This is a genomic window from Nitrospira moscoviensis (assembly GCF_001273775.1).
Classification (GTDB): Bacteria; Nitrospirota; Nitrospiria; order Nitrospirales; family Nitrospiraceae; genus Nitrospira_D; species Nitrospira_D moscoviensis.
Genome location: NZ_CP011801.1, coordinates 761,181 through 782,247 on the forward strand (window position 1 = coordinate 761,181; position 21,067 = coordinate 782,247).

Consider the following 21,067-nt stretch of genomic DNA (forward strand, 5'->3'; position numbering starts at 1 on the left):
GAATAACGATTCACGAATCACGGAGAGAACTATGGGCATGCAGGGCGATTTCTATCAACTCCTGAAGGAACAGGGCTACACACTCGGAAGTCCTGCGCAGGTTGGAACCGGCCAGGAGCTGACCACGGCCACGACGATCCTAGCCTTCAAGTATCGCGACGGCGTGCTGGTGGCGGGCGATCGGCGGGCAACGGCCGGCAACATGGTGATGTACGACCGGACCGATAAGGTCTTGGAGATCGATCGCCATAGCGTGATGGCCATCGCCGGGGTGCCGGCCACCGCCTATGAAATGGTGCGAGTGCTGGAGCATTCCTTCAAATACTACCGGCGGACGCAGCTGCAAGAGCTCAGCTTCGAAGGCAAGCTGCGGGCAGTATCCAAGCTGCTGAAGGAAAACGTCGCGGCGGCGCTTGCCGGCACCGGAGCCGTGGCCCCGATTTTCGCCGGCTACGACGCCGAACAGGATGCAGCAAAAATCTATTTCTACGATATCCTCGGCGCCGAGTTCGAAGGTGTGGAGTATGCCGTGTCCGGGTCCGGGTCACCGACCATCCGCGGCATCCTGCACTACGTGAACACCTGGGGCGAACAGCCTCTGGCAGGCTTGTCCGAAGAGCAGGCGACCGTGCAGGCCTTGCGCTTGCTTACGAGCGCGGCGGAGTTCGACTCGGCCACCGGCGGCGTCAACCGGGAAGCGAGCCTCTATCCCGTCGTAAAGCTGATCACGCAAGCAGGCGTGCAGACCGTCCCGGATGAACAGCTGAAACCTCTCTTCGAATCGCAGGTCATCCGTCATGTATGAAGAGCCCTATCGGTGGGTCGAAGCGGTCGGCAATCGCCGGACCTATCTCGACGAACAATTCAAGCAGGGCAGTCCTGTCGTCGGCCTGACGTACGAGGGCGGGTTGGCCCTTGTCACGCTGAGCAAAGGCACCCCCAAGTTGTACGAGATCTACGATCGCATCGCCCTGGGCGGCATGGGACATCCGGCCGATCTGGAAAAGCTGCGGTTCACGCTGTTGGAGATGGCGCATACGGAAGGCTTCAACCGCTCTCCATCCGATGTCACCGGCGCGCGGTTGGTCAAGTACGGCGTGGCGCCGGTCGTCAAACAGGCTTTTGAAGAGGTCTACAAGGCGCCGTTCATCCTGAAAGTTCTCCTGGCCGAGCTGGGCCACAAACCGTCAAGAGATGCGCTCCTCACAATCAACTATGACGGCACATTCGAGGAAACAACCGGTTGCGCGGTGCTGGCGGCGACGCCGGCGGTGCAGAACGAGATGACGGCCTATCTCCGCCAAAACCTTTCTTCGTCCCAGTCGCTCGGCCACGCGCTCGGGTTGGCCCTGCGCGCCTGGGCCCTGGGGGATCGTGCCCAGCGGCGTCTCGATGAAGACAAGGAGTCGGAGAGCGGCAAGGACGCGGCTGCCCAGCAGGACGCCAGGGATCCCGCTGGGTTGGCGGCTCATCTGCGGGACAATCTCTCGGAGAAGAGCGTGGAGTGCGCGGTGCTGGACCGCCAGCAAACCGGATCGTCCAAGTATCGGGCGTTGACGGCGGATGAATGGCAGCGTCTTCTGCCGCCGGAGATGAACGCCGCGCTTGCTCGCTGACATGCTGAACCGTATTTTTGGATTGGAAACGGAATACGGCCTTCTCGTCCAGCAAGATCGGCCCGACCATTCGCCTACCTGGTTCGCTCACAAGCTTCGGGATCACATTTTCCACGTCCAGCGCCGCGGCGTGCTGGATCTGCACCATCGTGGGCACGACGAACCGCCGGGAAACGGCGGCTTTCTGACCAATGCCGGGCGTATCTATCTGGACATGGGGCATCTGGAGTACGCCTCGCCGGAATGTGAAAGCCTGGTCGATGCGGTGGCATCCGATCGGGCCGGCGACCAGATCCTTCAGCAAGCCATCGATGAATTAGGCTGGAGCGAGACGGTTTCGCTGATCAAGAACAACATCGACCATGAGACCGACGCGACCTTCGGCTCGCATGAAAACTATCTGGTCACGAGACGATTTCCATTCAGCCGGCGCGGGCTTGGGCCGCTGGTTACCTTCCTGGTCACCAGGCAGATTTTCACCGGCGCGGGTCGCATCGGCGCGGCCAGCCCTCAGGATGCCTGGATCCAGATGGACCGCTTGATTGTTCCGCGCGCCGCCATTGGGCACGGCCCGGACGTGAGTCAAATGCCGTTTCAACTCTCCCAGCGGGCCGATCACATCGTCAATGATTTTTTTGAATGGGTGCAGCAGAATCGCGCCATCGTGAACACGAGAGACGAACCGCTGGCCGACCCGAATCAATACCGCCGCATTCATCTCTTGCTGGGGGATTCGAACATGGCCGAGTTTGCCACCGCGCTCAAGCTCGGGACGACCGGACTCGTTCTGCAGCTCATTGAAGAGGGCCATGCCCCGCATGGTCTCGAGGTCGACGAACCGGTCGAGACGCTGCAGGAAATATCCCAGGACCAGGATCGCGAATGGATCGTGCGCCTGCAGTCGGGGCGGACCATGTCGGCGATCGATATCCAGGAGCAGTTTCTCACGGCGGCCCAGGCCCATTGCCGCGGACAGGATGAGGAAACCGACTGGGTGCTGGCGCAGTGGGAGGCGGTGCTTCGGGATTTGCGGGGCGATTATACGATGCTCGTCGGGCGGGTCGATTGGGCGTCGAAACTGTGGCTCTTGGAAACATATCGGGAGGCGGAGCAAGCCGATTGGCGCGATCCGATGCTGAAGAGCCTGGACCTCGAATATCACAATCTGCATCCGGGCAGAAGCCTCTATCACGGATTACTGCAGGAAGGGCGGGTCCCCCGTCTGACGACCGACACGGCGATCCATCTCGCCATGACCCAGCCGCCCAAGAACACACGAGCCTACGGCCGAAGCGAAGTGGTCAAACATCTGCTGGCCTGCGGCGGCGCTCCGGAGACCGATCACGCCGCAGCGGATGAGCGGTTCTTCCCGGCCTACGTGATCAATTGGTCTATTTTTCAACTGCGTGGCCGCACCCCCTTCCCGATGCCCGACCCCTTTAAGACCTACGCGCAGGACGTGCGTGCGCATCTCCACACCGCCTGAGTCCAGACCGCTTCCACTAACTTGTTATTAGTTCAGGATAAACCGGGCGGATGCTATGCTTCTGTACGGACGCGGCGATGATGCCGCTCAGGAGGGGTTATGAAAGCACGGAAGTGGGCAATGGAGTATGGAGTGGCCATCGGATTTACGGTCCTTCTTTCTGCGGTCCTGGGACAAATTCCGTTATTCCGGTCGTCGTCTATCGGGAAGTTGCAGGCGTCCGATCTCGTGCAGTTTCTCGGCTATGGCGCCGCAGTCGCCATTGCCTGGTTGAGCGCCCGGCGACTGGCGAACGATCTGCCGGAGGAATGGAAATGGCTGGCGCCGTTTCGCCCGCTGATCCAACCGGCGGCGACGCTCGTCACGATTGCGTTGGCCTACAGCGTGGTGCTGTTGGTCTGCGGGCCGTTCCTCGGCAAGACGGCGAGAGGCGTGTATAACTGGGTCTTCATCGCGGGGATCGTCGGTTCAGCGGCCTGGTTGGTCTTCAGCTGGATCACCAAGTGTGCGCCTCTGATGGAGTCTGCCGAAGGGCGCAAGTTGCGCAAGGCCGCCTAGATTTCAGTTCCACCGGCTGCGCCGTTCGGCGCAGCCGGGCTCATCGGTTCCGTACAAACTCGACAATGCGATTCTCGGCCCAGTAGGGATCCTCGCCGTTCCGGCTCCACTGAAAGAATCCGCAATGGCCGCCATGGCGGGGTGCGATCAGCCTGACGTGATCGTGGCGGTGTACTGCCGGAGTGGTGAACATGGCATAGGGAATAAAGGGGTCATCTTGAGCCGTAATGATGAGCGTAGGGACGCCGATCGATCCGAGGACATGGCGCGCGCCGGCTCTGTCGTAGTAGTCGGCGCCGCTGCGATACCCCCCGTCCGGCGCCGTGTACCGGTCGTCGAAGTCGCTGATTCGAGCGATGCCCTCCAGTCCGCTGAGATCCCATTTTCCGGGAAACAACGCGGCCTTTCGGCGCAGGCGAGCCTTCAGTCCCCCTAAGAAATGTCGATGGTAGAGCCAGTTGCGCGGCGCTTCCAGCGCCGCAACGCATTGGGTCGGATCGATGTTGGGACAGACCGCGACGGCTCCCGCCAGCGCCGCTAGGGATCCGCCGAGCTCCCCGGCGGCCTTGAGGATCAAATTCCCGCCCATCGAATAGCCGATCAACCAGATCCGGCCGAGGCCGTCCCGCTCGGCCAACTCTCGCACGATGGCGCGATAGTCGCCGCTCAAGCCGCTGTTGTACAAGGTCGGCGTCAGGTGCTCTGTTCCGCCGCAAGTGCGCTGATTCATCCTGATCACGTTGCAGCCGGCGCGGTAAGCTTTCGCCGCAATCCCGCGCATGTAGTGCGACTCGCTGCAGCCTTCCAAGCCATGGACGAGGACGACTGTCGGGCAGGTTGCCCGAGCCGGCTGCCAATGGCAGATGCCCCGCAGCTGCGTCCCCGGTTCAATGGTGAATAGTCGGCATTCCTGCGGGACGGCTCTTAAGAGGCTGTTCCGCGGCCAGTACCGAGGCGCCAGCGTCATGAGGTGCGGATTGCGAAAAAGCGGGTGCGGAAAAAATTGATCGGTGATCATGGACCGATTCTACCCGAAACCGGCTCAAGTCCCCTAGGTGCTGGCCCTCTTGACCGGAGGCAAAGCAGGATTATTTATCGCTGCATCCGACAGGCTGGACTGGATGTAGGGGTGGGGTCACCATCCGGAACAGCTGCCATAGCCCTGCCCTTCCTTTCCAGCTTCCACGCCGCCAGAGCCTTGAGCCATCGAAGTGGCATCACCTGTACTCTTGCGGTGCCAACGATGTAGCGTCAGGGCTTGTCGGAAAAAGGAGGTGAGCTGGTATGAAATACTCGTACATGCCGTGGGTCATTGCCATCGTCGCGCTCTGGCTCATCGCGGCGCCGTTTGTCCTCGGCTACGCGGATACCCAGATCGCGATGAACAACGACATCGCTGTCGGTGTCGTCATGTTGCTTGGTTCGCTGTTCTGGGGAATTGCAGAAGTTCGGCACCATGGTTGGGGGACCGGCATGCAGGCCCAACATCGATAAGCAGACTCGAAGGGTGGCCTTCGCCGGCTTGTGCGGTGAACAGGGAAGATCAGACGCAGGAGGCCAGTGATGAAGAAAGCCCACAGGGCACTCGACGGGAGGAGAGAGTGCCCTGTGGCGATAGATTGGCTCCCCGGGCAGGACTCGAACCTGCGACCAGCCGGTTACAAGGACCCCCGTCTTTCGACTGGGCTTGGACTATCTCTTCACCCGCCTGAATTGCCAGGGGAGGGTGTCGGGCGCTAGCGAGGCCTTATTGGATCGGCTCCTCAGCCTCTAGTCTCTGCACGTTCCTACCTACACCATCTGTCGATGGACCGTTCGGCAGGCTTCGCTCAGGATTACCGTTCCGCACGGCGGGGACGGCTTCCCTGAATTCACCCGAAGTTTCAACCACAGTTTCCTGTGGAAGCTGCAACGTTTACAGCCGGCTGCTCTACCAACTGAGCTACCGGGGAACAAGGTTTCACTTGGAAGAGCGCTGCATTCTAGCAAAAGTCAGTGTGGAAGGGGAGTGCTTTTTTACACGTCGAAGTCTTCGGTCTCGTCCTCGTCGGAGGACGCGTCGGTGTTGCCTTCCGCCATGGCGGCGTAGTGCTTGGCCCAGGTGAGGTAGAGGTTCCCGCTGTCGCGCATCGTATCCGCCGCCTTCACGAGTTTTTGCACCAGCTCGGGGTCCTTGCCGGTGGCTTGAATGGCCGCGGCGCGGCGCTCGATGGCTTTGGGATATTCATTGATGAGGCCGGCAATCTCGTGCAGGAGTTCGTTCAGTACATTGTCTTCGCTTTCCATGGCCCACCTCTCATGACTGCAACAAAAAACCCCATAGCGGCGGCGCTATGGGGTTTTGAGGCCGATACCAATCGGCTTACCCTTGATAGGCTTGGCCCAGCGCGGCGGATTCGCCTTTCTTTGACATCAGTTGGCCGGTCGCGCTGACCGCCTGCATGACGATGGCCTCGTGCTTGGCCGCGTTGCAGACGACGACGCAGAGCTCGCAGCCCTTGCAGCGGTCGATATTGACCTCGGCCACCATCTTTGTGGAGTTGAGGTCCAAGCAGTTGGCCTCGGGACAATACATGATGCAGAGCCGGCAGCCCTTCTTGGCCGTGCACTTCTCGTCGATGACTTGCGCAACGTTATACATGCAACGTGGTTCCTTTATACTTACGCCGCGACGGCCGGGTTGCCGACTCGCAGCTCGACCTTGTTCTTTTCGGCCCATTCGCTGGCGATTTCATACGCCCGCTTCACGGTCGCCAGATTCTTCGCCAGCAGCATTTCCTTCTTGGCGAATTTTTTCTTGATGGCTTCGTCCAACGAGGCCGTCCCGCCTGACGCCACGAATTTCTTGCCGAATCGTTCCTGCAACGCGCTGTCGAGCGCCTCCATCGACACGCACTTCGTAATGCCGGCGACCGACCCGATCATCGTCATGTTGGTGGACAGCTCGGTCCCGGCGATCTCGATGGCGAGCTCGGTACCTGCGATGTAAAACGTCGCGACGTTCAAATCTTTGAGGCGCTGGACGTCTTCTTCGGACAGTAACGGCTGGCCGGAATTGATGATCACGACTCCGCCTTCCTTGATGCCCGAGTAGAACGGCATCGTGTAGCTCTTGCCCATCGTGATCACCTGGGGGTGGAACACTTCGATCACGTCGGGAAACACGAGCTCGCCGCGGTCGTAGATCCGCTCGATGCCGATGCGGCAATAGCTCTCGGCCGGCGCCATCCGCTTCTCCGCGCCGAAGAAGGGATTCGAAATGGAAAACTTCCCGTCCTTGTTGGCGGCCATGGCCATGACGTGGGCCGCCGTCACGGCGCCTTGCCCGCCCAAGCCCGACATCCGGATGTTGAGTCGCTTCTTGATCATGATGAACCTCCGGTGATTAGGCTTGCGCCTGCCCCGCCAACTGCTTCGCCGCCGCCTTCCGTTCCTTGTCCTTCGCCGCCAGCTCGGCCAACAATTGTTTGGCCGGTTCGCTGACATATTCCTTGTAGGCGAACCGCTCGGTCGGCTTCTCCGAATCGCGCATTTCCTGGAGGCCTTCCATGCTGTTCTTACCGATCTCCAGGATGCAGGGCGTATAGAGCTGGAGATAGGTCGGGCCGATCTCCCGCGCGATGTGCACCGCGTTGCGAATCACTTTCTCCACCAAGGACGGCTTGCTCACGGTGCAATTCACGACATAGTGGCAGCCGGACTCGCGGGCGATCTCCGGCAACCGGACTTTGTCGAACAGTTTGCCGACCGGGGCCATCTTGGCCACGAAGCCCTTCTGCATCAGGCCGCTCTCCTGTCCGCCGGTGTTGGCGTAGAGCTCGTTGTCGAAGCAGATGGTGGTGAACTTCTCCTGACGGAACCAGGCCTGGAGCGTCATGTCCAGCCCGATGTCGACGGTGGCGCCGTCGCCGGCGAGGACGACGACGTCCTTGACCCGGCCGGGGAATCGGACGCTCAAGGCGCGCTTCAGTCCGGAGGCGATGGCGTTTTGATTGCCGAACAGCGAGTGAATGTTATGGACGGCCACCATCGGGAACACGAGGCTGGTGCAGCCGGTGGAGCCCACCATGACCGTGTCTTCCGGATTGGGCAGCGACGCGAGGATGTAGCGGAACGCCATCGACTCCGGGCAGCCGGCGCAGAGCGAATGTTGCTCGATCAGCTCCTTGGTGTTGCCGATGTCCTTCCATCCGCGGTCTTCCTTGCCGTACGTCGCGCTCTTGACGAGATCTTGATAATCCGAGGGCATGATGTCGTAGAGCGCCTCGGAGATTTGAATTCGTTCTTTACTCATGTATGCCTCCTCAGATCCGCCCGTAGGGAGCGAACTGGCGTTGGATGTGGACTGCTCAGCTTCCGCGACCGGCCAGGGAGAAGGTCTTCATCCCCAGAGCCGTCTTGATCTCCGATACGATGATTTCCGGCGGCATCGTCATGCCTCCGCAGACGTGCGGTCCGGCATGGACGCGATGATGGTTCGGAATCGTGGCCCGGATTTCCTTCGCCAGCCAGCCGGTGACATTGAACTCCGGCACGAAGATATGTTTTGCGTTCTTCGTGGCTTCCCGGATTTCTTCCTCCGGCCAGGGGCGCAGCGTCTTGACCTTCACGAGACCACAGCGAACCCCTTCATCCTCCAACATGCGAATCGCTTCGCGCCCCTGCGACACCGCGGTGCCTGACGCCACAATCATGATGTCGGCATCGGTGTTCTCCGTATCGATCAATCCGTTCAGCCAATAGATCGAGTGTTTGCGGGATCGTTCGATGGCGGCCCAAATTTCCTGCTGCCAGCTCGCGTGGGTGGCGTAGCTGATGTAGTTGCTCTTCATCACGAAGGGATCGCGCATCATGCGCACCGGCGGGCATTCCATGTCCATGCAGGGGACCGGCGACCGATAGGGATCGTACGGCGGCAGACACATATCCGCCGGCGTCAGGTTGACGACGTCCTTGGTATGCGTGACGAAGAAGCCATCGCAGCACAGCGCGAGCGGCAGATGCACGTCCGGCTCTTCGGACACCATGTAGCCCTTGAGAATCCAGTCGAAGAAGTCCTGGGCCGTCTCGGCGTGCCAGACCAGCATGCCGGTGTTGAGCAGGTACGAAATTTCGAGCGTATCGGGCTGGATGGACAGCGGCGAATTGATCCCCCGGCAGGTGACGATCATCTGAATCGGCAGCCGGGCGCCAGCCCACATCGGGAAGTTCTCCATCGCGCGCATCGTGCCGGGTCCCGCCGTCGTGGTGAACACCCGGGCGCCTCCGAAGGCGGCGCCGGCGCACTGCGACATCACGGCGAATTCGCTTTCACCGCGGAAGTAATCGCCGATATAGCCTTCGGCGAAGAGCTCGCCGATCAGAGCCGCGGCTTCGCTCTGCGGGGTGATCGGATAGGCGATCATCACGTCGCAGCTGGCGCGACGGATCGCTTCCTTGATCACTTCACTGCCGGTAAAGAACGACGGGGTCCTGGGCGCCTCGTGCAGCATTTTCCAGGGGTCGGTAAACGTCTGGCCCTTCTTATTTTGCGTCCCGATGAGGGATTTGACTTCCGCCATGGCTCCAGCCTCCTTTCGCGGCTCAGGATTCCCAAACGGCTAGTTTGTGGCTCCGTTCTTACGTGCTATTCTCGGTTGGACGGTTCCTTTTAGCTTTTTCACCCAATCCGCCAGCGTCATGATCTTCTCCACCGAGGCGTCTCGGAACGACAACATCGCGTCTTCATGGCCGGCCTGGGCGCACATGGCGATCGTGTAGCACGAGGTGCCGCCGCGGATGATCTTCAGCGACAGGTTGGCCTGATGGCAGTGGACGCCGATGAACATGCAGCAGTCGATCTTGTTGTGCCAGATGGTGAGATTGGGGTGATTGGGATTGATTTCGACTTCGGGATTGATCTTGGGATACTTGGGCCGGTAATCCGGCATCGGAATCAGCATGGGCTTCTGGCCCGGCTGTACGCATTCCTTCAGCGTGTTGTAGAGATGCCGGACGGCCGTGGCTTTCTTCGCGGCCTTTTCGTTCCAGGCCCAGAGGACGAGCGGGCCCGGAAAAATCGTCGGCACGCTGGCCATGAGGAATTGTTTGGCGGCTTCTTCGTAGGCCTTCTCCTCGGGGACGATGACGCCGTTGATGTGAGCTTCCCCGGGATTGGGCAACCGAATGCCCATGCTGGCGGCGGCTGGCGGGAGGAAATGTTCGGGACCCGGGAGCACACGATAATCACTCATCACGGCTTCACTCCGAGTAAAAGGTTGAGATCGCCCAAGATCAACGGTTTTTCACAGGCTTGGTTTCTTTACACTGTAAGCTTTTTCCCCTCCGTTCCGCAACCTCGCAGAAGGCCCACCTAAGGGAGCTTTTGGGCTACCGAGCGGAATGGGTTTAGGCCTTTGGAACTAACGCGTCGCTTCAGTCTGAGCGCGGATCGAACACCGGTGCGGAGGCCGCATTATAGGTGTCCAACTTTTCGGTTGTCAAACCGCGTCTCTCGGAACTCCTGACGGGGCCGGCGGCCGAAAATGGCCGAAGACCGGCAAGTTATGGAGTCACGGCAGCTGCTCGCATGCTTGCGTCGCCCCCAGCAGGCACGCATGCTCGAAGTCATCCTTCGCAGGCCGGCCCTGCAACAGTTCGCGATAGAGGTTGCCGCGGGCCAGCAAGGCGGCGGCGTTCGACGGGTCGGCCTGGAGGACCAGCGTAAGATCTTCGACGGCCTCCGTCGGCTGATGGAGCTTGTGGTACAGCTGGCTTCTCAGAAGTAAGGCCTCCTTCAGGTAGGGAGTCCAGCTTTCCGCCGGTGTCTGCTGCAGGAGCCGGTTCAACACCGCCAGAGCGGCGGACCAGTGCTTGGTCGCCATGAGCTTGCGCGCGCTCGTCGTCGAGAGAGCAATGAGCCGCTGCCGCGCCACGTCGAAAAACGGATCGAGTTGAAGCGCCCGTTCGTACGACGCGGCGGCGGCGTCCGGCCGGTCGAGCCAGGTGTGGACATCCCCTTGTCCGAGCAGCGCCCAGATGTTCTTCGGGTCCGCCCGCAACGCCCGATCGAAATCCATGCGGGCCTCGTCGATGTAGCGCGCGTACTCGCTGGGTTTCGATTGATTGGAATAGGCTATGGAAACCAGCCGAAGCAGCGTCTGGCCCCGCACGATGAGGGGGTCGGGCGAGTCCGGGTCCAACGCCGCCGCCTGCGAGGTGAGCTCCAGCTTCTGCCGGAGGTTATGCGACTCGACTGCGCGGTCCAGCAGACTCTTGGCTTGGACGCTGTTGTGCGGGGCCGGGTCGATGATGAGCATGCCGACTCCCGGCGGGCGAGCTTGCAGCTCTCTCAATTGCGCCTTGAGCTCAGCGTTCTCTTTTTGCAGTTGGCGGAAATGTTCCGCGAGCTGTCGCTCGGATTTCCATCGGTTGATCGCGTCCTGGAGATGGTCGAGATTCACGACGGCTCGGATCCGCACGAAAAAACGGGGACGGTCGTTCTCGATAGATCGGCGGGACTCCAGAATGTCCGTCTTCGTCACGGCGGCGGCGATGGTGCGAATCTCCAAGGCGCTGATCTGAGTGCTCCGGCCGTGGATACTTTGTTCCACATCGTGGAAGGTGGACTCCAGGTAAACGCCCGCTTCTTCCACCGCACGCCGTTTCGCCCGCTGCAGCACCCGCTCTTCGGCCGTCGCCAGAGTGTCCCCGTCGGCCATCACGTAATGGCCTTCCGCAATGATCGTGGTCTCAGCGGCGAGCGCGGTTCCGGTGAGGAGCAGACTCGCATCCAGGATGGCGACAAGCAGCGCGAACATGCTCCAACTATACCGCTCGGCTCCCAGGGCGACAATGCACCGGAGGTATGGGTAGAAAGGCGGCGGGCAGAGAAGGGGCGCTATGCTTCCTTGGGGAGCACCTGCAGAAACGGATGGATTTCCACCCGTTCGAACACGCCATGCAGGGTGTAGGGGTCGGTTCGGGCGAACAGTTCCGCTTCTTCCCTGGTGTCGAAGTCGAGCACCAGTAAGCTGCCGGCCTTGTCGGTCAAGGGACCGGCGAGGATGACCCGCCCCGCCTTGTCCAATGGCTCGAGATTCGCCAGGTGGGCGGGACGATGAATTTTGCGTCGAGCCTCGCCGTCAGGGCCATCGTATCCGATGATCACGAACTTCATGTCCGGTATGTGAGGTGGGCAGCGGCGCCTAAAGCGGACAGCGGTCTCTGTATCCCGTACTGGTCTCGTGCCACCAGCCGATTTCCTTTTCCCCGATCTTCCAGCAGAGATACACGACTCGTCCGTCGCGGACGTGAGGGAAGTCACAGAGCCCCATATCGATGTCCTTCACCAGGACGCCCAACTCTTGGATCGCCTGAAGATTGGCGCTGACGCTTTGGAGGCTTTTGACATAGTGGGCTCCGACCGACGTCCCGCCGCCGAGGCTGGCCTGAGCGGACGCTTTCCGCACCTCGTCCCGGGTTCGGAGCAGCACGGACTTTCCCCGTTGCACCTGCGAGAGGTGCGATTGAAGCTGCGGAATCAGCTGATTGGCCTCGAACAGCGAAAAGACCCGTTCGGGGCCGCTCTCCTCATCATCCTGTGCCATGGATGGTGGTGTAGCACAGTCCAAATCCGGGGATCAACCCGGCGCCGACCCCACCGTCGGAAACGGAGGGAGAATCCAAGCCGGCGAAGAAATGATCGGCAAAAGAAGAGATGGAGTTGACAAGCGGATGACCCCGTGGGTATCATCCACCGTAGCATTCCCGGTTAGGCGATACTCTCCCAAAAAAAATCAACTCCGGAACCTGTCTCGAACTAAATCTCGCAAGCGCGTGACTGTAGGAACGGCAGACCGGCAGGAGGTTTCGTTCTCGTCCTATTCCCGGGTCGTCATAATCGATCACATCTCAGCCTGCACGACTAACACGGCGCGGGCCCTTCACAGGGTTCTATCCAGATACACCATCGTCAATCGCAGCATCGATACTTAAACCGCAGTTCGTATGGACCAGTCAGATCGAGGGCGTGTTCGACATTCAAGTGAGCCGGAGGCTCGAGAGGAGTCGTATGTCAGTTGCTAAGGGGGAAGTCATGCATCTTGCGGAGCTCAAACAGAAGTCCATTGCCGACCTCAACGATGTGGCGCGCGATCTCAAGATCGAAGGGGCGGCCAATCTGAGGAAGCAGGAGCTGATTTTTGCGATCCTGCAAGCTCAGACCGAGAAGAACGGCGTAGTATTCGGGGAGGGCGTGCTGGAAACCCTGCCGGACGGGTTCGGCTTTCTCCGGGCTCCGGACTCCAATTACCTTCCCGGCCCGGATGACATTTATATCTCCCCCTCGCAGATCCGACGATTCAATCTCCGCACCGGCGACATCGTCTCCGGCCAGATCCGGCCGCCGAAGGAAAGCGAGCGCTACTTCGCGCTGCTGAAGGTCGAGAAGGTCAACTACGAGGATCCGGAAGTCGCGCGGGACAAGATCCTCTTCGACAACCTCACGCCGCTCTATCCGGAAGAACGGCTCAATCTGGAGTTCGACCGCGAGGAGTACTGCACGCGGGTGATGGACCTCACGACGCCCATCGGGAAGGGCCAGCGCGGCTTGATCGTCGCGGCGCCCCGCACCGGGAAGACGATGTTGCTGCAAGCCATCGCGCGCGCGATTTTGAAAAACCACAAGGAGGTGACTCTGATCGTGCTGCTCATCGACGAGCGGCCCGAAGAAGTCACCGACTGGCAGCGGCAGGTCAAGGCCGAAGTCATCAGCTCGACCTTCGACGAACCGGCCCAGCGTCATGCGCAGGTGGCCGAGATGGTTTTGGAAAAGGCCAAGCGGCTGGTCGAGCACAAGAAAGACGTGGTCATCTTGTTGGACAGCATCACGCGTCTCGCGCGAGCGTACAATACGATCGCCCCGCCCAGCGGCAAGGTCCTGTCGGGCGGTCTCGATTCCAACGCGCTGCAGCGGCCCAAACGGTTCTTCGGCGCGGCGCGCAATATCGAAAACGGCGGCAGCCTGACCATCATGGCGACGGCGCTCGTCGATACGGGGAGCCGCATGGACGACGTGATCTTCGAAGAGTTCAAAGGGACCGGCAACATGGAAGTGCATTTGGATCGGCGGTTGGCCGACAAGCGCATCTTCCCGGCCATCGACATCAGTCAGTCCGGCACCCGCAAGGAAGAGCTGCTGGTGGATCGCGACCGACTCAACAAGATGTGGATCCTCCGGAAGGTGCTCAGCCCGTTGGGAACCATGGAAGCCATGGAGTTCCTCATGGACAAAATCCAGGGCACCAAGACGAACCAGGAGTTCTTGCAGTCCATGAACCGATAAGAGGCGCTTGTTTCTTGCCGCGCGCTTCGGTAAAGTGTGCCGCGCTTGGCGTGGGGCCAAGGCACTCAGGGAGTAAGGAGTCGCAGGTCATGCAGAAGGGCATCCATCCCGTCTATCGGGAAGCCACAGTCCATTGCGCCTGTGGGAATTCGTTCAAGACACGCACCACCATCGGCGACGTCAGCGTCGACATCTGCTCCAACTGCCACCCGTTTTTTACCGGCACGCAGAAGATCGTGGATACCGAAGGGCGTGTCGAACGGTTCAAGAAAAAGTACGCGAAGAAGGGCAAGTAGCTCCCCCGACGGTCATAAGAAGAGACCCTGCTTCGCGTCCGGAGCAGGGTCTTTTTCTTTTTGCGCTCGGCGTGTGTGAACGAGACAGGAGGGTATGGAAGCGGCGTTGTTGAAGAAGTGGGAAGCGTTGGCCGCCCGGTTTCATGAGCTGACCGATCAGCTCATGGATCCGTCCGTCGTCAGCCAGCCGGAGCAGCTTCGGAAATTGAGCAAAGAACGCACCGAGCTGGAACCGGTCGCCGTCCTGTTCGAGCGCTATCAAAGCTATGCCAAGCAGGCGGAGGAAGCGGCGCAGATCCTGTCGGACCCGTCCGCCGGCGCCGAGCTGCATACGATGGCGGCGGAGGAAACGGCGGCGCTGGAGCGGCAACGCGTCGAATTGGAAGAGCAGGCCAGGCCGTATCTGATTCCCAAAGATCCCCGCGATGAAAAAAGTTTGGTGCTGGAAATCCGCGCCGGCACCGGCGGCGACGAAGCGGCGCTGTTCGCCGGCGAACTGTTCCGCCTGTACACGAAATACGCGGAGAAAAAAGGGCTCAAGGTCGATACGGTCGAAGCCAGCGAAACCGGCATCGGAGGCTACAAGAATATCGTCGCCTTGATCGAAGGCAAAGGGGCATACGGCTATTTCAAGTACGAAGCCGGCGTGCATCGCGTCCAGCGGGTGCCGGTGACCGAGGCCAGCGGCCGCATCCACACCTCCACCGTCACGGTGGCGGTCATGCCGGAAGTCGACGAAGTCGAGGTCCATATCGATCCGAAAGATCTCCGCATCGACACCTTCTGTTCGTCGGGCGCGGGCGGACAGAGCGTGAACACGACCTATTCGGCCGTCCGGATCACCCACATTCCGACCGGCGTGGTGGTGAGCTGCCAAGACGAACGCTCGCAGCTCAAGAACCGCAACAAAGCCATGCGGACCCTGCGGGCCCGCATCGTCGAGGCGGAGCGGGAAAAACAGGAAGCCGAGATCGCTCAGAACCGTAAAGCGCAGGTCGGCACCGGCGAGCGCAGCGAGAAAGTCCGGACGTACAACTTTCCGCAGAATCGCGTGACGGATCACCGGGTCGGTGTCACCCTGCATAAGTTGGAACTGGTGATGGAGGGGGATCTGGACGAGATCGTCGAGGCGTTGAAGGCGCAACAGCAGCAGGCGGAAACCGCCAAGGTCTGAGCGATGAGCGCGCGGGCCCCAGCAGATGCCAAGACGGTCGGGAGTCTGGCCGGCTGGGCACGGACCGTCCTGTGGGACGCGGGCATTGAGAACGCTGTGCAAGAGGCCCAGTGGCTCCTGGCGCAGGCGCTGGGCCTCCGGAGCCATGAACTGGCGACGGGAGCGGAACGGCCGCTTTCCTCCGCTGAGTGGAGCCGCGCCCGGTCGTTGATTGCCCGGCGCGCCGCCCGGGAGCCGCTGCAATACCTCCTCGGGATGCAGGAATTTTGCGGCCTGGATTTCCAGGTGACCCCGGCGGTGTTGATCCCGCGGCTGGAAACGGAACTGCTGGTCCAGGAGGTGATCCGCCTGGGCACGTTGAGACCAGGCTCGATCGTCGTGGATGTCGGCACCGGCTCCGGCTGCGTGGCCGTGACGGTGGCCACGATTCTGCCCGACGTCCGAATCGTCGCCGTCGATCGATCGCCGGCCGCGCTTGCCGTCGCGCGGGCCAATGCGGCCAAACACGGGGTCGCCGACAAGATCGAATGGCTCGAAGGAGATCTATTGGCGCCCTTATCGGAGAAGGGAATCGGCCGGGTCGATGTCATCGTCTCGAATCCGCCGTATATCGCCGAAGCCGACTGGGCCGGTTTGCAACCGGAAATCCGGCTGTTTGAGCCCCGCATGGCGCTGGTCAGCGGACCGCAGGGTACGGAGCTCCATGAACGGCTGTTGCGGGAAGCGCAGCCGTTCTTGCTTGCCGGCGGGTTGCTGATGATGGAAGCGGGGCAGGGGCAAGCGTCCGTTGTCCGCCGGATCGCTGAACGGGCCGGAGGATACGGTCCGCTGCGTACAGTCGAAGACGCAGCCGGCATCGAACGGATCCTGATCGCGCCACGTCTCGGATAGCCGCCATGGACGAAATCATTATTACGGGCGGAGAGCGGTTGAAGGGCGAGGTCCGGATCAGCGGAGCCAAAAACTCCGCGCTTCCGATCCTTGCTTCGACCATTCTCGGCGGCGGGGAATGTGTCATTACCAACGTGCCCCGCGTCGTCGACGTCCTGACCATGGGCAAGCTGCTCGGCATGTTGGGCGCGTCGGTCTCGCATGAGGACAATCGGGCGGTCATTCGGGCCGACGTCATTCACTCCACCGAGGCTCCCTACGATCTCGTGAAGACCATGCGGGCTTCGGTCTTGGTCCTGGGGCCGCTGGTCGCCCGTTGGGGCGAAGCCAAAGTGTCGCTCCCCGGGGGCTGCGCCATCGGATCCCGCCCAGTCAACCTCCATTTGGCGGGGTTGGCGAAATTAGGGGCTGACATTTCCATCGAGCACGGGTATATCACCGCCAAAGCCAAGCGGCTGAAAGGCGCGCGGATCTATTGCGATACGCCGACGGTCACCGGGACGGAGAATTTGATGATGGCCGCCTGCTTGGCCGAGGGCACCACGGTGCTGGAAAACGCCGCCAAGGAACCGGAGATCGGCGACCTCGCCGACTTTTTGACCAAGCGCGGCGCCCGGATCGCGGGGGCCGGCACGGATGTGATCGCGATCGAAGGTGTGCGGGAGCTCAAGGGCGCAGACCACGAGGTGATTCCCGACCGCATCGAAGCGGGGACGTACTTGGCTGCCGCGGCCATGACCAGGGGCGACGTCACGATTACCCATTGCCGGCCCGGCCATATGGAAGCCGTACTGATGAAGCTCCGCGAAGCAGGCGCCGAGGTGCAGGAGGACAAAGACCGCATCCGCCTGACGGTGCCGAGCAAGCTGAAGGGAACCGATGCCAAGACCTTGCCCTTTCCCGGGTTTCCGACCGACATGCAGGCCCAAATGGTCGCATTGATGACCTTGGCGGAAGGCACCAGTGTGATTACGGAAACGGTCTTCGAAAGCCGGTTCATGCACGTCGAGGAATTATGGCGCATGGGGGCCGATATCCGTATCGAAGGAAACCGGGTCGTCGTGACCGGCCGGCAAGGGTTGACCGGCGCCCCCGTTATGGCGTCGGATCTGCGCGCCAGTGCCGGCTTGATCGTCGCCGGCCTGGCGGCTGAAGGAGTCACGGAAGTGCAGCGGGTCTACCACCTCGACCGGGGCTATGAGCGGATTGAGGAGAAGCTGCGGGCGGTGGGGGGCCTCGTGGAACGCCGGAAGGGCGGGAAGGCGGCGTCGGGGGCACAGGCAGGTTGAAGGACGGTATGCTCACCATCGCCCTCTCCAAGGGAAAACTCATCGAATCGGCCCTGGACCTCTTCCGCCGGGCCGGCTATACCGGCGCGGGATTGTCCAGCGAGAGCCGCCGGCTCATCTTTCCCTGCCCGGAGATCGACACGACCTTTCTGATCGTCCGGCCGAGCGACGTTCCCACCTACGTGGAATACGGGGGGGCGGATGCCGGCATCGTCGGGAAAGACGTGCTTTTGGAGCAGGAGAGCGACGTCTATGAGCCATTGGATTTAGGCTTCGGAGCGTGTAGAATCTCCGTCGCCGCGCTCAGGGGAGAGGGATCGCGCGATCGATTGTCGTCCAAGATCCGCGTCGCCACCAAATACCCCAGGATTACCGAGCGCTTTTTCAATCAGCGAGGCATTCCGGTCGAGATCATCAAGCTGTACGGCTCGATCGAGTTGGCGCCCGTCGTGGGCCTGGCCGATCGCATCGTCGACTTGGTCGAGACCGGCGGCACGCTGAAGGCTCACGACCTCGTCGAAGTGGAGGTGATCGCGCACTCGACAGCGCGGTTCATCGTCAATCGGGCGAGCCTCCGATTGAAGCACCACCCGCTCATGGAGCTGATCCGCAGGCTCCGAGCGGCGACCGACACCAAGGTCCCGGTATCCGGCAACGGTCGCCGGCCGCCAGGCCGCAAAGTCAAATCACGCCAGGCGCGCGTATGAAGATCGTCACCCAAGCAGACCGCAGCTTCATCCCCAGCCTCAAGAAGGCGTCGTTGCGGGGCCGGGCGGCCGGCGCGGCGGTGGAAAAGACGGTCCGTACCATTCTCCAGGCCGTCGAACGCGGCGGTGACAAGGCCGTTCTCCGCTACACCAAGCAATTCGACAAGGTAAGCCTCAAGCCCGAGGACCTCCGTGTCACGCCGGAGGAAATCAAGAACGCCTACTTCCACATCCGCAAAGACGAAGGCGACGCCCTGCGGCTCGCCGCCCAACGCATTACCGCCTTCCACGAACGGCAGCGCACCAAGACCTGGATGTACCAGGACAACGATGCGACGCTCGGACAAGTCGTCACACCGGTGGACGCCGTCGGCATCTATGTGCCGGGCGGGAAGGCGGTCTATCCGTCCTCCGTGCTGATGTGCGCGATTCCGGCCAAAGTGGCCGGCGTGCCGCGCATCGTGATGGTGACGCCGCCGCAGAAAGGGGGCATCAATCCGTACCTGCTGGTCGCGGCCGACATTGCCGGCGTGACGGAGATCTATCGGCTCGGCGGCGTGCAAGCGGTCGCCGCATTGGCCTACGGAACCAACACGATTGCCAAAGTCGATAAGATCGTCGGGCCGGGGAATATCTACGTCGCGACCGCCAAACGGCTGCTGTACGGCACGACGGGCATCGATATGGTGGCCGGTCCCAGCGAGTTACTGGTGGTGGCGGATGACGAGGCCAAGCCGGCGCATGTCGCGGCCGACCTGCTTTGCGAGGCCGAGCATGATGAGGACGCCCAGGTCTTTTTGGTGACGACCTCCGAACGGCTCGCCAAGGATGTCGGGAAGTTGATCGAAGCCCAGTTGAAAGGGTTGCAGCGGGAGAAAATCGCGTCGAAGTCCATCGCCCGCCATGCGGTCGCCTTCGTCGTCGGCACGATGGATGAAGCGATCGAGGTCGCGAACGACATCGCGCCCGAGCACCTCACCCTGTCGGTGGACAATCCCTTCGACTACCTCGAAAAGATCCGCCATGCCGGCGCGCTGTTCCTCGGCCGCTATACGCCGCCCTCCGTGGCCGATTACATCGCCGGGCCGAATCACGTGTTGCCGACCGGCGGGACGGCCCGCTTCTTTTCGCCGCTCTCGGTGAACGACTATGTCAAGGTCAGCAATATCGTCCACTATACGAAGCAGGAACTGGCCAAGGTGAAGGATCCATTGGTCCGCCTGGCGAACATCGAAGGGTTCGACGCTCACGCGAAATCGGCCCAGAGCAGGTTTTCATGAAGAAGAACGGCGCGCCGCGCTATGCGTCCCTCCATCGCGCGACCAAAGAAACCGACATCCGGGTCGAATGGAATCTCGACGGCAGCGGTCAGGGGACGATCGAGACCTCCATCCGCTTCTTCGACCACATGCTGGAGTTGCTCGCCAAGCACGGCTTCTTCGACGTCACCGTGATGGCGAAGGGCGATATCGACATCGACGAGCACCACACAGTGGAGGATGTCGGCATCGTGATGGGCAAGGCGCTGCACCAGGCGCTGGGCGAGAAAGCGGGGATCAAACGGTTCGGCTTTGCGTCGGCGCCGCTCGATGAGACCCTCGCCCAGGTGACCGTGGATTTGAGCGGGCGGCCCTTTCTCGTCTACAACGTCAATTTGCCGGACCGGAAAATCAAGTCGTTCGACTTGGGCCTGTTCGAAGACTTCTTCCAGGCCTTCGTCACGCACGGCGGCCTGAACCTGCACGTGAATCTCATGTACGGCCGCAATCCGCACCATATTATGGAAGCCATCTTTAAGGCGTTCGCCAAGGCTTTGGACCAGGCCACGATGGTGGAAGAGCGGCTCGCGGGGAAAGTGCTGTCGACGAAGGGGATGCTGTAGGCGGTCGCGGGTCCTCTTACCGATCAGCCCAGCCGTCCTCGCACCCCGCCCGGTGTAGGGACCCGCTGCGGGTGGCTGGCGCCGATCGGTGCCACCCGCAACAATCAACAATGGATACAGATAGTGAGATGCGGACGACCGCTCTCAGATTATGAGCCGAATGCGTACCGTCCGCCGATTCGTCCTGTGCATGAGGAATGACGATTCCTTCCATGTACGCTGACGGGATTCGCGCCTCGTCCGCCCTGCAGCTCAACGTGAGGCGGCAAGCATGGCCTGAGTGGAGGGACAGTCTGAGCCCGACGGTTTTACGAGCTGGAGGGTTTCGCTTTTATTTCTTCTCCCGTGAAGAAACACGAATGCATGTCCACGTGTATTGCGAACGAGGCGAAGCGAAGTTCTGGCTGGAACCGGCAATTGAACTGGCGCACAATTCAGGTCTGACCGCCCGCCAAATTCGGCTCGTAAACGCGCTCATCGAGGAGCACGAGAATGAAATCCGCAACGCTTGGCAAACGCACTTCGGACGCTGAGGTAACAAATATTTCACGGCATGGATTCTGGCTGCTCCTGGCTGACGAAGAGCTCTTTATTCCGTTCAAGGAATTTCCCTGGTTCAAGGATGCATCAGTGTCAGAAATTCTGAAGGTTGAGTGGCCGCATCCGGATCACCTGTATTGGCCTGATCTTGATGTCGATGTCGCCGTGGAATCCATCAGGCATCCAGAGAAGTTCCCCCTGCTCTCGAAACAGCCGCGTCGGACGAAGCGTTCAGCTAGTCGAGGAAGATCGCGATGCTGATGAATTGGAAGGGCGCGATCGGAAAAGCTATCAGCGTAACGGA

General features: G+C 61.1%; 25 protein-coding genes. 15 read left to right on the top strand and 10 right to left on the bottom strand.

Features of this window, described 5'->3' with window-relative positions; translation table 11 throughout:
- The first annotated feature begins 31 nt into the window (after positions 1-31).
- The 4 genes from NITMOv2_RS03705 to NITMOv2_RS03720 all read left to right on the top strand — a co-directional run bounded on the left by NITMOv2_RS03705 (position 32) and on the right by NITMOv2_RS03720 (position 3,660).
- Positions 32-805 (top strand): proteasome subunit alpha, encoded by a 774-nt coding sequence (locus NITMOv2_RS03705; RefSeq protein WP_053378608.1) that lies wholly within the window; start codon positions 32-34, stop codon positions 803-805.
- Positions 798-1,616, top strand: coding sequence for a hypothetical protein (locus NITMOv2_RS03710; RefSeq protein ID WP_053378609.1), 819 nt, complete (start codon positions 798-800; stop codon positions 1,614-1,616). Before NITMOv2_RS03705 ends, NITMOv2_RS03710 begins: the two co-directional genes overlap by 8 nt.
- On the top strand, positions 1,606-3,102 hold the full coding sequence (locus NITMOv2_RS03715; RefSeq protein ID WP_238590452.1) for a proteasome accessory factor PafA2 family protein: 1,497 nt from the start codon (positions 1,606-1,608) through the stop codon (positions 3,100-3,102). The genes NITMOv2_RS03710 and NITMOv2_RS03715 overlap by 11 nt, the downstream gene beginning before the upstream one ends.
- A gap of 99 nt (positions 3,103-3,201) precedes the next feature.
- Entirely contained in the window at positions 3,202-3,660 is a 459-nt protein-coding gene (locus tag NITMOv2_RS03720) for a hypothetical protein (RefSeq protein WP_145976160.1), read from the top strand.
- A gap of 40 nt (positions 3,661-3,700) precedes the next feature.
- On the opposite strand, the gene NITMOv2_RS03725 is transcribed toward NITMOv2_RS03720, so the two are convergent.
- Positions 3,701-4,678, bottom strand: a complete 978-nt coding sequence (locus NITMOv2_RS03725) for a YheT family hydrolase (RefSeq protein ID WP_053378612.1) — start codon at positions 4,676-4,678, stop codon at positions 3,701-3,703.
- A gap of 266 nt (positions 4,679-4,944) precedes the next feature.
- On the opposite strand from NITMOv2_RS03725, the gene NITMOv2_RS03730 reads away from it, so the two are divergent.
- Positions 4,945-5,154 carry an SPW repeat protein gene (locus NITMOv2_RS03730; RefSeq protein WP_053378613.1) on the top strand — a complete coding sequence of 70 codons (210 nt, stop codon included), beginning with the start codon at positions 4,945-4,947 and terminating at the stop codon, positions 5,152-5,154.
- A gap of 522 nt (positions 5,155-5,676) precedes the next feature.
- Here NITMOv2_RS03730 and NITMOv2_RS03735 read toward each other — a convergent pair.
- From NITMOv2_RS03735 to NITMOv2_RS03775, 9 genes are all read right to left on the bottom strand, one after another.
- Positions 5,677-5,946 carry a hypothetical protein gene (locus NITMOv2_RS03735; RefSeq protein WP_053378614.1) on the bottom strand — a complete coding sequence of 90 codons (270 nt, stop codon included), beginning with the start codon at positions 5,944-5,946 and terminating at the stop codon, positions 5,677-5,679.
- Between the two features lie 76 nt (positions 5,947-6,022).
- Positions 6,023-6,301, bottom strand: coding sequence for a hypothetical protein (locus NITMOv2_RS03740; RefSeq protein ID WP_053378615.1), 279 nt, complete (start codon positions 6,299-6,301; stop codon positions 6,023-6,025).
- Between the two features lie 20 nt (positions 6,302-6,321).
- Entirely contained in the window at positions 6,322-7,029 is a 708-nt protein-coding gene (locus NITMOv2_RS03745; RefSeq protein ID WP_053378616.1) for a 2-oxoacid:acceptor oxidoreductase family protein, read from the bottom strand.
- 16 nt (positions 7,030-7,045) lie between these two features.
- Positions 7,046-7,954 (bottom strand): thiamine pyrophosphate-dependent enzyme, encoded by a 909-nt coding sequence (locus NITMOv2_RS03750; protein ID WP_053378617.1) that lies wholly within the window; start codon positions 7,952-7,954, stop codon positions 7,046-7,048.
- A gap of 55 nt (positions 7,955-8,009) precedes the next feature.
- Positions 8,010-9,221, bottom strand: coding sequence for a transketolase C-terminal domain-containing protein (locus NITMOv2_RS03755; RefSeq protein WP_053378618.1), 1,212 nt, complete (start codon positions 9,219-9,221; stop codon positions 8,010-8,012).
- 39 nt (positions 9,222-9,260) lie between these two features.
- The gene (locus NITMOv2_RS03760; RefSeq protein ID WP_053378619.1) at positions 9,261-9,893 is read right to left on the bottom strand and encodes a carbon monoxide dehydrogenase beta subunit family protein; all 633 of its coding nucleotides are present in this window, start codon (positions 9,891-9,893) and stop codon (positions 9,261-9,263) included.
- A gap of 318 nt (positions 9,894-10,211) precedes the next feature.
- Positions 10,212-11,459: a tetratricopeptide repeat protein gene (locus NITMOv2_RS03765; RefSeq protein ID WP_053378620.1), complete on the bottom strand. Its 1,248-nt coding sequence runs from the start codon at positions 11,457-11,459 to the stop codon at positions 10,212-10,214.
- An 80-nt stretch (positions 11,460-11,539) separates the two neighbouring features.
- Positions 11,540-11,818 carry a YciI family protein gene (locus NITMOv2_RS03770; protein WP_053378621.1) on the bottom strand — a complete coding sequence of 93 codons (279 nt, stop codon included), beginning with the start codon at positions 11,816-11,818 and terminating at the stop codon, positions 11,540-11,542.
- A 28-nt stretch (positions 11,819-11,846) separates the two neighbouring features.
- Entirely contained in the window at positions 11,847-12,248 is a 402-nt protein-coding gene (locus NITMOv2_RS03775; RefSeq protein WP_053378622.1) for a DUF2203 domain-containing protein, read from the bottom strand.
- A 488-nt stretch (positions 12,249-12,736) separates the two neighbouring features.
- Between NITMOv2_RS03775 and rho the strand changes: the two genes are divergently transcribed.
- The 10 genes from rho (at position 12,737) to NITMOv2_RS22420 (ending at position 21,024) form a co-directional block, all read left to right on the top strand.
- Positions 12,737-13,984 carry a transcription termination factor Rho gene (gene rho, locus NITMOv2_RS03780; protein WP_053378623.1) on the top strand — a complete coding sequence of 416 codons (1,248 nt, stop codon included), beginning with the start codon at positions 12,737-12,739 and terminating at the stop codon, positions 13,982-13,984.
- 89 nt (positions 13,985-14,073) lie between these two features.
- Positions 14,074-14,280 (top strand): 50S ribosomal protein L31, encoded by a 207-nt coding sequence (gene rpmE, locus NITMOv2_RS03785; protein ID WP_053378624.1) that lies wholly within the window; start codon positions 14,074-14,076, stop codon positions 14,278-14,280.
- Positions 14,281-14,374: 94 nt separating this feature from the next.
- Positions 14,375-15,454, top strand: coding sequence for a peptide chain release factor 1 (gene prfA, locus NITMOv2_RS03790; RefSeq protein WP_202967310.1), 1,080 nt, complete (start codon positions 14,375-14,377; stop codon positions 15,452-15,454).
- Positions 15,455-15,457: 3 nt separating this feature from the next.
- Entirely contained in the window at positions 15,458-16,345 is an 888-nt protein-coding gene (gene prmC, locus NITMOv2_RS03795) for a peptide chain release factor N(5)-glutamine methyltransferase (RefSeq protein WP_053378625.1), read from the top strand.
- Positions 16,346-16,350: 5 nt separating this feature from the next.
- A complete protein-coding gene (gene murA / locus NITMOv2_RS03800) occupies positions 16,351-17,634 on the top strand; it encodes a UDP-N-acetylglucosamine 1-carboxyvinyltransferase (RefSeq protein ID WP_053378626.1) in 1,284 nt (427 codons plus the stop codon).
- Positions 17,635-17,642: 8 nt separating this feature from the next.
- Positions 17,643-18,341, top strand: a complete 699-nt coding sequence (hisG, locus tag NITMOv2_RS03805; protein ID WP_083447722.1) for an ATP phosphoribosyltransferase — start codon at positions 17,643-17,645, stop codon at positions 18,339-18,341.
- On the top strand, positions 18,338-19,621 hold the full coding sequence (gene hisD, locus NITMOv2_RS03810) for a histidinol dehydrogenase (RefSeq protein ID WP_053378627.1): 1,284 nt from the start codon (positions 18,338-18,340) through the stop codon (positions 19,619-19,621). Before hisG ends, hisD begins: the two co-directional genes overlap by 4 nt.
- Complete coding sequence (gene hisB, locus NITMOv2_RS03815; RefSeq protein ID WP_053378628.1) at positions 19,618-20,223, top strand: imidazoleglycerol-phosphate dehydratase HisB; 606 nt, start codon at positions 19,618-19,620, stop codon at positions 20,221-20,223. The genes hisD and hisB overlap by 4 nt, the downstream gene beginning before the upstream one ends.
- Positions 20,224-20,582: 359 nt before the next feature.
- The gene (locus tag NITMOv2_RS24345; RefSeq protein WP_238590520.1) at positions 20,583-20,756 is read left to right on the top strand and encodes a DUF4160 domain-containing protein; all 174 of its coding nucleotides are present in this window, start codon (positions 20,583-20,585) and stop codon (positions 20,754-20,756) included.
- Entirely contained in the window at positions 20,716-21,024 is a 309-nt protein-coding gene (locus tag NITMOv2_RS22420) for a DUF2442 domain-containing protein (protein ID WP_083447723.1), read from the top strand. Before NITMOv2_RS24345 ends, NITMOv2_RS22420 begins: the two co-directional genes overlap by 41 nt.
- Positions 21,025-21,067: the final 43 nt, after the last annotated feature.

Bases quoted from the DNA above. Each gene is read 5' to 3' on its own strand.
- NITMOv2_RS03705 (WP_053378608.1), top strand. From the start codon at position 32: ATGGGCATGCAGGGCGATTTCTATCAACTCCTGAAGGAACAGGGCTAC.
- NITMOv2_RS03710 (WP_053378609.1), top strand. From the start codon at position 798: ATGTATGAAGAGCCCTATCGGTGGGTCGAAGCGGTCGGCAATCGCCGG.
- NITMOv2_RS03720 (WP_145976160.1), top strand. From the start codon at position 3,202: ATGAAAGCACGGAAGTGGGCAATGGAGTATGGAGTGGCCATCGGATTT.
- NITMOv2_RS03725 (WP_053378612.1), bottom strand. From the start codon at position 4,678: ATGATCACCGATCAATTTTTTCCGCACCCGCTTTTTCGCAATCCGCAC.
- NITMOv2_RS03730 (WP_053378613.1), top strand. From the start codon at position 4,945: ATGAAATACTCGTACATGCCGTGGGTCATTGCCATCGTCGCGCTCTGG.
- NITMOv2_RS03735 (WP_053378614.1), bottom strand. From the start codon at position 5,946: ATGGAAAGCGAAGACAATGTACTGAACGAACTCCTGCACGAGATTGCC.
- NITMOv2_RS03740 (WP_053378615.1), bottom strand. From the start codon at position 6,301: ATGTATAACGTTGCGCAAGTCATCGACGAGAAGTGCACGGCCAAGAAG.
- NITMOv2_RS03745 (WP_053378616.1), bottom strand. From the start codon at position 7,029: ATGATCAAGAAGCGACTCAACATCCGGATGTCGGGCTTGGGCGGGCAA.
- NITMOv2_RS03750 (WP_053378617.1), bottom strand. From the start codon at position 7,954: ATGAGTAAAGAACGAATTCAAATCTCCGAGGCGCTCTACGACATCATG.
- NITMOv2_RS03755 (WP_053378618.1), bottom strand. From the start codon at position 9,221: ATGGCGGAAGTCAAATCCCTCATCGGGACGCAAAATAAGAAGGGCCAG.
- NITMOv2_RS03760 (WP_053378619.1), bottom strand. From the start codon at position 9,893: ATGAGTGATTATCGTGTGCTCCCGGGTCCCGAACATTTCCTCCCGCCA.
- NITMOv2_RS03765 (WP_053378620.1), bottom strand. From the start codon at position 11,459: ATGTTCGCGCTGCTTGTCGCCATCCTGGATGCGAGTCTGCTCCTCACC.
- NITMOv2_RS03770 (WP_053378621.1), bottom strand. From the start codon at position 11,818: ATGAAGTTCGTGATCATCGGATACGATGGCCCTGACGGCGAGGCTCGA.
- NITMOv2_RS03775 (WP_053378622.1), bottom strand. From the start codon at position 12,248: ATGGCACAGGATGATGAGGAGAGCGGCCCCGAACGGGTCTTTTCGCTG.
- rho (WP_053378623.1), top strand. From the start codon at position 12,737: ATGCATCTTGCGGAGCTCAAACAGAAGTCCATTGCCGACCTCAACGAT.
- rpmE (WP_053378624.1), top strand. From the start codon at position 14,074: ATGCAGAAGGGCATCCATCCCGTCTATCGGGAAGCCACAGTCCATTGC.
- prfA (WP_202967310.1), top strand. From the start codon at position 14,375: ATGGAAGCGGCGTTGTTGAAGAAGTGGGAAGCGTTGGCCGCCCGGTTT.
- prmC (WP_053378625.1), top strand. From the start codon at position 15,458: ATGAGCGCGCGGGCCCCAGCAGATGCCAAGACGGTCGGGAGTCTGGCC.
- murA (WP_053378626.1), top strand. From the start codon at position 16,351: ATGGACGAAATCATTATTACGGGCGGAGAGCGGTTGAAGGGCGAGGTC.
- hisG (WP_083447722.1), top strand. From the start codon at position 17,643: ATGCTCACCATCGCCCTCTCCAAGGGAAAACTCATCGAATCGGCCCTG.
- hisD (WP_053378627.1), top strand. From the start codon at position 18,338: ATGAAGATCGTCACCCAAGCAGACCGCAGCTTCATCCCCAGCCTCAAG.
- hisB (WP_053378628.1), top strand. From the start codon at position 19,618: ATGAAGAAGAACGGCGCGCCGCGCTATGCGTCCCTCCATCGCGCGACC.
- NITMOv2_RS24345 (WP_238590520.1), top strand. From the start codon at position 20,583: ATGCATGTCCACGTGTATTGCGAACGAGGCGAAGCGAAGTTCTGGCTG.
- NITMOv2_RS22420 (WP_083447723.1), top strand. From the start codon at position 20,716: ATGAAATCCGCAACGCTTGGCAAACGCACTTCGGACGCTGAGGTAACA.